The organism is Cryobacterium cheniae (assembly GCF_004403395.1).
Classification (GTDB): Bacteria; Actinomycetota; Actinomycetes; order Actinomycetales; family Microbacteriaceae; genus Cryobacterium; species Cryobacterium cheniae.
In genome coordinates, this window is record NZ_SOGN01000024.1 from 63,818 (window position 1) to 74,951 (window position 11,134).

Annotated in this window: 10 protein-coding genes and 1 riboswitch; of the genes, 4 read left to right on the plus strand and 6 right to left on the minus strand. The window is 70.2% G+C overall.

Translation table 11 applies throughout. The annotated features are described in order from the left end of the window. Nucleotides 1-49 precede the first annotated feature (49 nt). On the plus strand, nt 50-1,552 hold the full coding sequence (locus tag E3T23_RS04100; RefSeq protein ID WP_134369136.1) for an APC family permease: 1,503 nt from the start codon (nt 50-52) through the stop codon (nt 1,550-1,552). 93 nt (nt 1,553-1,645) lie between these two features. On the opposite strand, the gene E3T23_RS04105 is transcribed toward E3T23_RS04100, so the two are convergent. Then, entirely contained in the window at nt 1,646-2,629 is a 984-nt protein-coding gene (locus tag E3T23_RS04105; protein WP_134369137.1) for an aldose 1-epimerase family protein, read from the minus strand. Between the two features lie 9 nt (nt 2,630-2,638). Then, nucleotides 2,639-3,571, minus strand: coding sequence for a DeoR/GlpR family DNA-binding transcription regulator (locus tag E3T23_RS04110; protein WP_134369138.1), 933 nt, complete (start codon nt 3,569-3,571; stop codon nt 2,639-2,641). 84 nt (nt 3,572-3,655) lie between these two features. On the opposite strand from E3T23_RS04110, the gene galT reads away from it, so the two are divergent. Next, nucleotides 3,656-4,870 carry a galactose-1-phosphate uridylyltransferase gene (gene galT / locus E3T23_RS04115; RefSeq protein ID WP_134369139.1) on the plus strand — a complete coding sequence of 405 codons (1,215 nt, stop codon included), beginning with the start codon at nt 3,656-3,658 and terminating at the stop codon, nt 4,868-4,870. Beyond that, nucleotides 4,867-6,027: a galactokinase gene (gene galK, locus E3T23_RS04120; protein ID WP_134369140.1), complete on the plus strand. Its 1,161-nt coding sequence runs from the start codon at nt 4,867-4,869 to the stop codon at nt 6,025-6,027. Before galT ends, galK begins: the two co-directional genes overlap by 4 nt. Before the next feature lie 96 nt (nt 6,028-6,123). On the opposite strand, the gene E3T23_RS04125 is transcribed toward galK, so the two are convergent. Together E3T23_RS04125 and E3T23_RS04130 are read right to left on the minus strand one after the other, a co-directional pair. Next, complete coding sequence (locus E3T23_RS04125) at nt 6,124-7,035, minus strand: ABC transporter substrate-binding protein (protein ID WP_134369141.1); 912 nt, start codon at nt 7,033-7,035, stop codon at nt 6,124-6,126. A 255-nt stretch (nt 7,036-7,290) separates the two neighbouring features. Continuing rightward, a complete protein-coding gene (locus E3T23_RS04130) occupies nt 7,291-7,767 on the minus strand; it encodes a YbaK/EbsC family protein (RefSeq protein ID WP_134369142.1) in 477 nt (158 codons plus the stop codon). A 172-nt stretch (nt 7,768-7,939) separates the two neighbouring features. On the opposite strand from E3T23_RS04130, the gene E3T23_RS04135 reads away from it, so the two are divergent. Beyond that, nucleotides 7,940-8,488, plus strand: coding sequence for a gamma carbonic anhydrase family protein (locus E3T23_RS04135; protein ID WP_134369143.1), 549 nt, complete (start codon nt 7,940-7,942; stop codon nt 8,486-8,488). Between the two features lie 144 nt (nt 8,489-8,632). On the opposite strand, the gene E3T23_RS04140 is transcribed toward E3T23_RS04135, so the two are convergent. Further along, the gene (locus E3T23_RS04140) at nt 8,633-9,517 is read right to left on the minus strand and encodes a bifunctional methylenetetrahydrofolate dehydrogenase/methenyltetrahydrofolate cyclohydrolase (protein WP_134369144.1); all 885 of its coding nucleotides are present in this window, start codon (nt 9,515-9,517) and stop codon (nt 8,633-8,635) included. A gap of 186 nt (nt 9,518-9,703) precedes the next feature. Beyond that, nucleotides 9,704-11,002: a serine hydroxymethyltransferase gene (gene glyA, locus E3T23_RS04145; protein WP_134369145.1), complete on the minus strand. Its 1,299-nt coding sequence runs from the start codon at nt 11,000-11,002 to the stop codon at nt 9,704-9,706. 42 nt (nt 11,003-11,044) lie between these two features. Then, nucleotides 11,045-11,134, minus strand: a riboswitch (ZMP/ZTP riboswitch).

Genomic DNA, 11,134 nt, shown 5'->3' on the forward strand with positions numbered 1-11,134 from the left:
AACTCACCGGCTCCCCCGCCCGATCGTCAACTCAACGAGGAGTAAAACCATGACGAGTACTCGCAGTACCCCCGAGACCGACTCAGCCACCCTGCGCAAGGGCCGCCTGGGCGTCATCGGCATCGTCTTCTTCGTGGTCGCGGCCGCGGCCCCCCTGGTCGGAATGACCGGCGCCGTTCCGGTCGCGATCGTTCTCGGCAACGGCGCCGCCGCGCCGGGCGCCTACCTGGTGGTGGGCATCACCCTGCTTCTGTTCAGCGTCGGCTACGCCGCGATGAGCCAGCGCGTCACCAACGCCGGAGCGTTCTTCGCCTACATCGGCCGGGGGCTCGGCCGCCACCTGGGCAGCGCGTCGGCCTTCGTCTCTATCCTCGCCTACCTGGCCATCCAGCTGGCCATCTACGGCTTCTTCGGCGGGCTGCTCGGCGCCCAGGTGGGCCTGCTGCCCTGGTGGGCCTGGTCGCTGTTGGCGTGGGCGGCCGTCACCCTGCTCTCGCTGCTGAGCGTCGACGTCGGTGCGAAGGTGCTCGGCGTGCTGATGCTGCTCGAGCTCCTGGCCCTGGTCCTCACCTCCGTCGCCATCCTCGCCGACGGCGGGCCCGAGGGCCTGAACTTCTGGGCCTCGTTCAACCCGGCCGCGATCCTGGCCGGCGGGCTGGCCGGCTCGGCCGGAATCGCGTTCGCCTTCGCGTTCGCGTCGTTCATCGGCTTCGAGGCCACCGCGATCTACGGCGAGGAGTCCAAGGACCCGAAGACGGTGGTCCCCCGAGCCACTTACCTGGCGGTCGGCGTGATCACGGTTCTGTTCGCCCTGACGGCGTTCGCCATGGTCACGGGGATGGGTGCGTCCCAGGTGGTCGAGAGGACCGTGGAGCTGTCCACGCTCGACGGGGTGCCCCTGGCCGACCCGGCCGCGGTGCTGTTCTCCCTCGCGACCGAGTACGTGGCGCCGTGGATGGCCACGGTGATGGGCATCCTGGTGCTGTCGAGTCTGTTCGCCGGACTGCTGGCCTTCCAGAACGCGGCCAGCCGGTACCTGTTCGCGCTCGGCCGCGGCGGTGCCCTGCCCACGCCGCTCAGTCACGTCAACGGTCGCGGCGCCCCGAGCACCGCCTCGCTCACCACGTCGGTCGTCACGGGTCTCGTCATCGCGACCTTCGCCGTCTTCCAGCTCGACCCGGTGCTCAACATGTTCTACTGGTTCAGCGGTCTCGCCGTGGTGGCGATCGTGTTGATCGAGATCCTCGTCTGCATCGCGGTCATCGCCTTCTTCCGCCGCAACGCGGGAAGTGAGAACGCATTCCAAACCCTCATCGCCCCGGTGCTGGCGACCATCGGGCTGGTTCTCGGTGAATACCTGCTGATGAGCCGCTTCGGGCTTCTGGCCGGCACGGTCGCCGAGGGCGTGGACCCGACGGTGTCGTCGTGGGGGCTGAGCCCGATCGGCTGGGTCCTGGTGTCCCTGCCCTTCGTGCTGCTGCTCGTCGGCTACCTGCACTCGCTCTGGTCTCACACCGAGAACGAGGCCCTGGTCAAGGACGTGCTCTCGTAGCTGACCGACCACGACAGCGGGGTGTCCGCCGCGAGGCGGGCACCCCGCTGCGATCGCACGGCGTGCGGAGCGGACGCTGCGGTGATGCCCGGGTCACGGCCCGAACCCGGCGTGACGGATGCCCCAGCGCACCGACCAGGACTCCCCCGGTTCGACCCAGCGCAGGCCCGCACCCGAATTGAAGGCATTCGCGGGGGCGGTCATGGGCTCGATGGCCACCGCCAGCCCCAGGTAGGGGCCGCCCTGCCCCTCGAAGGGGAAGTTTCGCGGGGTGAAAACCTGGACGTTGCGGATGCTCTGGTCACCCCAGATCGTGACACTGCGGCCGTCGGGCGCGGTCAGCGAGGCCACCCGGGGCGTGCCGGGCTCCTCGCCGGTCACGTCGGACCGCCCCTCGATGGACTCGGGCCCCACGCCGCCGAATCCGTCGTCGAGATCGATGTCGCCCACCCGGCGCCCCGCGCGCAGATCGAACCGGGTGCCGACGACGGTGGATTCCCCGACCGGGTTCTGGCGGTCGTCGACGTCGATATGGGTGTGCGCCGCGATGGTGAGCACGAGGTCCTCGGTGGGGACACCGCCGATCTTCGGGTACGGATGCGCGCCGAGCGCGACCGGGGCCGTCTGCGGGCCCATGTTCCGCACCGTGTGGGTGACCTCGAGACCGTCGTCCGTGAGCGCGTACCGGACGGTGGTGTCGAGCAGGAACGGATAGCCGGCCTGCGGGAAGACCGTGGCGGCCAGTGTCACCGAACCCGGGCTGCGTTCGAGCAGGCGGTAGGGCGAATACCGCAGGAGGCCGTGGATGGCGTTGGACAGTTCCGGCTCGGTGAGCGCCAGCCGCTGCACGACGCCCTCGTGGTTCCAGCGGCCGTCCCGGATGCGGTTGGGCCACGGCATCAGCACGATACCCGCCCCCCACGGCGGGGTGGCCTCCGCCGCGAACGGCTCGACCAGGTCTATGCCGTCCACGGAATACAGGCGGATGCCGGCGGCCACCTCGGTGATGATCGCCCGGGCCGGACCACTCGGCGTGGCCGCCCTCAACTCATATTGGACTCCCGTCGCAGCGCGCATGGTGTCAACCTACTCCGGTTGCAGAACGGTCAGGCCCGCCTCGCGGAGGGGCGCCAGCAGGGCCTCGTCGGCCGCGGCATCCGTCACCAGGGTGTCGAACGCGCGCAGGGGACCGACCTGCCCGAGGTGCACCTGGCCGAGCTTGGAGGCGTCGGCCACGGCGATCGCCCGGGTCGCGGCGGCGAGCATGAGCGTTTTGATCCCGGCCTCGGGGAGGTTGATGTTGGTGACCCCGTAGCCGGCATCGACGCCGTTGCAGCCGATGAAGGCGAGGTCGGCGTGCACCTGGCTGAGGACGGTCTGGGCGAGCGGCTCGACCAGGGAATGCTGCAGCGGGCGAAGCGACCCTCCCGTGACGATCACGGTGAACCGCGGGATGGCCGGTTCGAGGGCGAGGGCGATGCTCAGCCCGTTCGTGATGATGACGACGTCGGTCAGCTCGGTGCGGGCCAGTAGGGCGTGGGCGATCGAGAGGGTGGTCGTGCCGACATCGAGGATGATGCTCTGCCCGCTCGTGACGAGGGACGCGGCGAGCGCGCCGATCTGCTGCTTGGGCAGCACGGATGACGCGAGCGCCTCCTCGAAGGAGAACTCCCGCAGCGGGCGGCCGCTGGCGGGCACGGCCGGAACCGCCCCGCCGTGCACGCGCTGCAGCGCTCCGGCGGACTCGAGCAGGTCGAGGTCCGCCCGCGCCGTGACGCCGGACACCCCGAACGCCTCGCGCAGCTCACGCACCCGCACGAATCCGCGCTCACCGACGAGACGTTGGATCTGCTCCCGTCGCTGGTGTGCCGGGACGGTGTCGCGATCGGCAGACGCGTCGGTCAGGTCGGTCGGTTCGGTCGGTTCGGTCGGTTCGGTCGGTTCGGTCGGTTCGGTCGGTTCGGTCGGTTCGGTCGATTCGGTCGGTTCGGTCGATTCGGTCGGTTCGGGAGAAGCCATACCCAATCTTCACTTAGTTTGCTTTAGTTTTCAATCCGAAGGATATGGTTTCACTTGCGCAAATCAGCTAGCATGGTTTTCGCCATGAACACACCAGACTTCGTAGCCGACACCGGCATCATCCGTCACCGCCACACCCTCGCCGATGGTCGGGACCTCATCTACTTCGATGACCCGCAGACCACCCTGCCGCCGGAGCGCGCGGCCGACCTGCGCGAACTCGACCCGCGCCCCGCCACGGCCCGGATGCGCCAGGACCCCCTCACCGGCGAATGGGTCTCGATCGCCGCCGCCCGCCAGAACCGCGTGTTCCTGCCGCCCGCCCACCTGGACCCGCTCGCCCCGTCGACGCCGGGGAACCCGTCCGAGGTACCCAGCAACTACGACGTCGCCGTGTTCGAGAACAAGTCCCCCTCGTTCGGGCCTCTGCTCACCGACGCGGACGCCCCCGCCGGTCTCGACGACCTGAACACCATCGGCCTGAACCGCATCCGCACCTCCGTCGGCCGCTGCGAGGTCGTCTGCTTCAGCCCCGAGAACGAGGGTTCGTTCGCGAGCCTGTCCGTCGTGCGGGCCCGCACCGTGATCGAGGCCTGGGCCGAGCGCACCCACGCCCTGTCGCAGCTGCCCGGCGTGGAACAGGTCTTCCCGTTCGAGAACCGCGGCGAGGCGATCGGCGTCACGCTGCACCACCCGCACGGCCAGATCTATTCCTACCCGTACGTCACACCGCGCACGCAGCGGGTGATCGCCTCCCTCGACCAGTACGGGCCGAACCTGTTCGCCGACATCCTCGCCAGTGAGCAGGCCGGCGGCCGCGTCATCCTCACCGGAGAGCACTGGACGGCGTTCGTGCCGTTCGCCGCCCGCTGGCCGATCGAGGTGCACATGCTGCCGCACCGCCACGTGCCCGACTTCGCCGCGACCAGCCTGGCCGAACGCGACGAGCTGGCCGTGCTCTACCGGCGTCTGCTGCGCGGCATCGACGCCCTCTACGACACCCCGACGCCGTACATCGCGGCCTGGCACCAGGCCCCGGTCTCGGTGCGCCGGGACGAGATCCGGCTGATGCTGCAGGTGACCAGCCCGCGCCGGGCCGCGGACAAGCTCAAGTTCCTGGCCGGGTCGGAGGCCGCCATGGGCGCCTGGATCGGCGACGTCACGCCCGAGCAGGCGGCGGACAACATTCGCCGCGCGGTCGAACGCTCCGCCGTGGCGGACGCGGCCGGCGAGCAGGCCGGCCCCGCAGCATCCGTTCCCACTATCAGCACCACGCTCGAAGGGCAGACCCGCGAATGACCGACCTCAGCCAGACCGTGACGGAGGGCTTCACGAGCCGCTTCGACGCCTCCCCGACCGGGCTGTGGTCCGCCCCCGGCCGCGTCAACCTGATCGGCGAGCACACCGACTACAACGACGGGTTCGTGTTCCCCTTCGCGATCAACCGGCGCACGGTCGTCGGGCTGGGCCTGCGCGGCGACCGCCTGCTGCGGGTGGCGAGCTCGTTCGCCGAGGAGACCGTGGAGCTGCCCCTCGACGACCTGACCCCGGAGAACCTGGCGGGCTGGTCGGCCTACCCGCTCGGCGTGGCCTGGGCCCTCGGCCAGTTCGGCGCCGACTTGTCCGCCCTGCCCGGCTTCGACGTGTTCATCGACTCGGACGTGCCGATCGGGGCGGGGCTGTCGTCGTCCGCCGCGATCGAGAGCGCGGTCGCCGTGGCCCTGAACGACCTCTGGCAGTTGGGACTCGACCGCCGCGTGCTCGCCCGGGTGGGCCAGCTGGCCGAGAACCGGGCCGTCGGAGCCCCCACCGGCATCATGGACCAGTCCGCGTCGCTGCTGGGCGAAGCCGATTCCGCCGTGTTCCTGGACTGCCGCAGCCTCGACGCCGAGGTGATCCCGCTCGGCTTCGACGTGGCCGGCCTCGAACTGCTGATCATCGACACCCGGGTGAGCCACGCCCACTCGACCGGCGGGTACGCGTCGCGCCGGGCATCCTGTGAGCTGGGTGCACGGATGCTGGGGGTCACCTCCCTGCGCGACCTCACCGTGGACGACCTGGCCCGGGCCCAGAAGGTGCTCGACGACGAGACGTTCCGCCGGGTGCGGCATGTGGTCACCGAGAACCAGCGTGTGCAGGACACCGTGCGCACCCTGCGCGAGCAGGGACCGACCGCGATCGGCGCCCTCCTGGACGCCTCGCACGTGTCCATGCGGGACGACTTCGAGATCTCGGTGCCCGAGCTCGACCTCGCCGTGGAGACCGCCCGCGGCGCCGGGGCCCTCGGCGCCCGGATGACCGGCGGCGGCTTCGGCGGCGCGGCCATCGCCCTGACCCCGCGTGCCCTGATCCCCGCGGTCACCGCGGCGGTCACGGCCGCGTTCGCGGCTCGGGGTTTCGCGGTCCCGGACCTGTTCGTGGTGCGCGCGGCCGATGGGGCAGCCCGGGAGCAGTAGCGCGGCGGGGGCCCCGCGAAGCCGGCTGATTCGGGCCGGCTCGGGCGGGCTCGGGTCGGCACCCCGGCCCGAGCCGGCGCCCCGCGGCGGTGTTGTCTACCCCTTCCCGCCGGCGTTCAGGGTGATCGTGTCGAGGCCGCCGTCGGCGACGCCCCACTCGTCCAGGATCGCCCCGTAGGTGCCGTCGTCGACGAGGGACTGCAGCGCCGCCTGGACCGCCTCGGCCATGCCGGTGTCCTTCGCGACCGCGAGGCCGTAGGGCGCCGCGTCGAAGGTCTCCCCCGCGGGCTGCAGCTTGCCCTTCAACTGCGCGATCCCGTACAGGGTCACCGGGGAGTCGGCGCTGAAGGCATCGGCCTGGCCGAGCGCGACCGCGTTCGCGGCGGCATCCTGCGTGTCCAGGGCGAGTTTCTGGATCGGCGGCTTGCCGGCCGCGACGCAGGCGTCACTCTTGCCCGGGATCTCGTCGGTGTCCTGATAGGTCGTGGACTGAACGGCGACCTTGAGGCCGCACGCGTCGTCGGGGTCGACGGTGTTGCCCGTGGCTGAGGCCCACTGGATGCCGGCGACGTAGTAGTTCACGAAATCGACCTGCTTCTCCCGCTCCACGTTGTCCGTGAAGGAGGACTCGCCCACGTCGATCTTCCCGCCGAGGATGCCGGGGATGATGTTCTCGAACCGGGCCACCGTGTACTGGGCCTCGAGCCCGAGTTTGGCGGCGATCGCGTCGCTCATGTCGATCGCCCAGCCGATCGGTTCGCCGGCGTCGTTCTTGAATTCGTTCGGGGCGTAGTTGGGGCTGGTGCCGAAGACGAGCTTGCCCTTGACGGCGGTCGTGTCCGGGAGCAGCGCGGCGGCCGCTTCGTCCGTGGTCACGCCGGCGACCGTGGATCCGGACGACGATCCGTCCGTGTCCTCGCTCGTCGTCGGCGTGGAGTTGTCCACGCAGCCCGTGAGCAGGAGGGCGGCCACGGCGGCCAGGGCCGGGAGTGCATAACGAGAGCGCATGGGGCATCCTTTGTGAATCATTCGTCATCGAAGCAATCAGAGGTGCAGCTGTGCCGAGTCTATGGTCGGTGCCGGTTGCGCCCGGGGAGTGCCGCGCATCCGTCGCCGTACGCCGCCGAACTGTGACTTTCGCCCCGCTTCGCCGATCGTTCGGGAGGTCTTCTCACAGTTCGGCGAGAGCCCGAGAGTCCGAGAGCCCGAGATCCCGAGAGAATGCACAGGGGCGTTGCGGACGACGCGGGCGTCGCGGGCGGGTTACGTGGCGACCGCGGTGGCCTCGCCGCCGGTGATCCGCACGAGCTCGTCGAAGGTGGTCGGGAACACGGTGTGCGCATGGCCCGCGGCGGCCCAGACGACCGGGAATTCGGCGAGCGCGACGTCCACCAGGGTGCGCAGCGGCGACGGATGTCCGAGCGGCGCCACCCCGCCGATCACCTGTCCGGTGGCCTGCTTGACCAGATCCTTCGAGGCAGGTCCGATCGTGCCGCCCAACCGGTCCCCCAGCCAGGCCGCATCGACCCGGTGCGCCCCCGAGGTGAGCACGAGCAGCGGCTCGCCGTCGAGGGTGAAGACGAGCGAATTCGCGATGGCGCCGACATCGACGCCGAGTGCTTCCGCGGCCGCGGCCGCGGTTGTGGCCGCATCGTCGAACCAGCGGATCTCCGGGTCGATCCCGTGGGCGCGGAGCGCGTCCCGAACCCGATCGACGGACGGATGCGCGGTATTCACCATGCCGGAATTCTACGGCCCGTGGTCGCCGAGCCGTGAGAAACGCCCCTGAACACGCTCCGCGAAGGGGCGAAACTCACGGTTCGGCGGAGGGCGGAGGGCGGATGGTGGACGGAATATCAGGAACAGTGGGAGGAGGCGGGCCCGGTGGAAACGGAACGCTAGGCTGACGCGTATGACTGCCGACAGCGCCGCCCGCATCATCACCCTTCCCGACCGGCCGGCACCGGTCGTCGCCGAGAGCGCCTACGTCGCCCCGGGCGCCGTGCTCGTCGGCAACGTCACCCTGGCCGATCACGCCAGCGTCTGGTACAACGCCGTGCTGCGCGCCGAGGCGGAGCCCATCCGCATCGGCCCCGGCTCCAATCTGCAGGACAACGTCTCCTGCCACGTGGACCACGGGTTCCCGCTGCTCGTCGGCCGGAACGTCTCCGTCGGGCACGGGGCCGTGCTGCACGGCTGCACGATCGAGGACGGCTCGCTGATCGGCATGATGGCGACCGTGCTGAACGGCGCCGTCATCGGTTCCGGGTCGCTCGTCGCCGCTGGAGCCGTGGTGCTCGAGGGCACCATCGTACCGCCACGTTCGCTGGTCGCCGGGGTGCCCGCCAAGGTGCGGCGGCCCTTGACGGATGACGAGGTGGCCGGCCTCGGCCACAACGCCGAGGAGTACCTGCGCCACTCCGCGTTGCACGCTTCGGTGACCGCGCCGCCCGAGGGCTGAGCCGGGCGGTTTGGCTCGCGGCGCAGGTTACGGCCCGCGGCGCAGGTTAGAACGTGCGCCGGCTTCCACAGCGTGCGCCGCGACGACATCGGCATCGGCATCGAGCCCCGCCCGCACGGTGCTCCGAGAGGTGGCTGATCCGGGCTACCGGCTGAGTGACCGCTCCGCGGCCTTCACCACGTTGCAGAGCAGCATGGCGCGGGTCATCGGTCCGACGCCGCGCGGGTTCGGGGACAGGAAACCGGCGACCTGGGCGACATCCGGGTGCACGTCACCGGTCAGGGCACCCTTGCCGGTGATCGGGTCGGTCACCCGGGTGATGCCCACGTCGAGCACCGCGGCGCCGGGCTTGACCCAGTCGGCCTGGATCAGGTGCGGCACGCCGACGGCCGCCACCACGATGTCGGCGCGGCGCACCTCGCCGGGCAGGTCGACCGTGCGGGAGTGGGTGAGGGTGACCGTGGCGTCCAGGCCCTTGCGGGTGAACAAAAGGCCGAGGGGGCGCCCGACCGTGAGGCCGCGCCCGACGACGACCACCCGCCGGCCGACGATGGGCACGTCGTAGCGGCGCAGCAGCTCGACGATGCCGGCCGGGGTGCAGGGCAGCGGCGAGTCCAGCTCGCCCTCGATGCCGAGCACCAACCGGCCGAGATTCGTCGGGTGCAGGCCGTCGGCATCCTTCGACGGGTCGATCAGTTCGAGCATGGCGTTGTCGCTGTGGCCCACCGGCAGCGGCAGCTGGATGATGTAGCCGGTCACCGCGCGGGCGGAGTTCAGGTCGGCGATGGCGGCGCGCACATCGGCGCTGGTCGCCGACCCGGGCAGGTCGACGCGGATCGATTCGATGCCGACCTCGGCGCAGTCGCGGTGCTTGCCCGCGACGTACGAGCGCGAACCCGGGTCGTCGCCGACCAGGAGCGTGCCGAGCCCGGGCACGATGCCGTGAGCGCGCAGCTCCGCGATGCGATCAATGAGCTCGGTCTTGACCGCTGAGGCGGTCTTGACTCCGTCGAGGGTGATTGCCGTCATTGTGGATCCATTCGATCGTTCGTGCTGACTGCTGACTGCTGACTGCTGACTGCGGGGTGCCGCAGGTGCGTGCGAATTCGACGGAGATTGTGGGCGAGACGTCGGTGACGGATGCCGTCAGCGGGTTTCCCACTCAGAATCTCCGTCGAATCCGTTCACATCCAGGGCGTCGGCGCGCGGCGGACGCTACTGCTGCAGGCCCGGGTACAGCGGGAAGGCCTCGGTGAGCACCTTCACGCGGGCGCGGAGGCCCTCGATGTCGGCGTCGGGCTTGAGCGCCTCGGCGATGACGTCGGCGACGACGGTGAACTCCTCGTCGCCGAAGCCCCGGGTGGCCAGGGCGGGGGTTCCGATACGCAGGCCACTGGTGACCATCGGCGGACGCGGATCGAACGGCACCGAGTTGCGGTTGACCGTGATGCCGACCGCGTGCAGGGCGTCCTCGGCCTCCTGGCCGTTGATCGGCGAGTTGCGGAGGTCTGCGAGCACGAGGTGCACGTCGGTGCCGCCGGTGAGCACGTCGACGCCGCCGGCGCGCGAGTCATCCGCCATCAGCCGGTCGGCGAGGATGCTGGCCCCGCGCAGGGTGCGCTCCTGACGTTCCTTGAACTCGGGCTCGGCCGCGAGCTTGAACGCGGTCGCCTTGGCGGCGATCACGTGCATCAGCGGGCCGCCCTGCTGGCCAGGGAACACGTTGGAGTTGAGCTTCTTCGCCAGCGCCATGTCGCGCGAGAGGATCAGACCGGAGCGGGGACCGGCGAGGGTCTTGTGCACCGTGGTGGACACGACATCCGCGTAGGGAACCGGGGACGGGTGCAGGCCGGCGGCGACGAGCCCGGCGAAGTGGGCCATGTCGACCCAGAGCATGGCGCCGACCTCGTCGGCGATGCTGCGGAAGGCCTCGAAGTCGAGGTGGCGCGGGTAGGCGGACCAGCCGGCGATGATGACCTTGGGCTTGGTCTCGAGGGCCTTCTCGCGCACGACGTCCATGTCGACCAGGAAGGTGGTCGGGTCGACGCCGTAGGCGACCGGGTTGTAGAGCTTGCCGGAGAAGTTGAGCTTCATCCCGTGGGTGAGGTGGCCGCCGTGGGCGAGTTCCAGACCGAGGATGGTGTCGCCGGGCGTCGCGATGGCCGAGAGCACGGCGGCGTTCGCGGTGGCGCCGGAGTGGGGCTGCACATTGGCGTACGCGGCGCCGAACAGGGACTTGGCCCGGTCGATGGCGAGCTGTTCGGCGACGTCCACGTATTCGCAGCCGCCGTAGTAGCGGCGACCCGGGTAGCCCTCGGCGTACTTGTTGGTGAGCACCGAGCCCTGCGACTGCAGCACCGCGCGCGGCACGAAGTTCTCGCTGGCGATCATCTCGAGGTAGTCGCGCTGGCGTCCGAGCTCCTGCTCGAGGACGGCGGCGATCTCGGGGTCGACGACTTCGAGGGGCTCGTTGAACGTGGATCGCAGAACGGTGGATGGCACGGATTCGGGCACGGGGTCTCCTCAGACTTCTTGATTAACGACGTGATGATCAATCGTCGTGGCCCAGGCGTGCGGTCACTAACCGTGTCAGTCGCTCCCCGATGGTGACCCATCTTTCCTGCTACGCCAGTCGCGACAGGGTCG

Coding starts and splice junctions, on each gene's coding strand:
- galT (WP_134369139.1), top strand. CDS start 3,656: ATGAACACACCAGACTTCGTAGCCGACACCGGCATCATCCGTCACCGC.
- E3T23_RS04105 (WP_134369137.1), bottom strand. CDS start 2,629: ATGCGCGCTGCGACGGGAGTCCAATATGAGTTGAGGGCGGCCACGCCG.
- E3T23_RS04110 (WP_134369138.1), bottom strand. CDS start 3,571: ATGGCTTCTCCCGAACCGACCGAATCGACCGAACCGACCGAATCGACC.
- E3T23_RS04130 (WP_134369142.1), bottom strand. CDS start 7,767: ATGGTGAATACCGCGCATCCGTCCGTCGATCGGGTTCGGGACGCGCTC.
- galK (WP_134369140.1), top strand. CDS start 4,867: ATGACCGACCTCAGCCAGACCGTGACGGAGGGCTTCACGAGCCGCTTC.
- E3T23_RS04125 (WP_134369141.1), bottom strand. CDS start 7,035: ATGCGCTCTCGTTATGCACTCCCGGCCCTGGCCGCCGTGGCCGCCCTC.
- E3T23_RS04135 (WP_134369143.1), top strand. CDS start 7,940: ATGACTGCCGACAGCGCCGCCCGCATCATCACCCTTCCCGACCGGCCG.
- E3T23_RS04140 (WP_134369144.1), bottom strand. CDS start 9,517: ATGACGGCAATCACCCTCGACGGAGTCAAGACCGCCTCAGCGGTCAAG.
- E3T23_RS04100 (WP_134369136.1), top strand. CDS start 50: ATGACGAGTACTCGCAGTACCCCCGAGACCGACTCAGCCACCCTGCGC.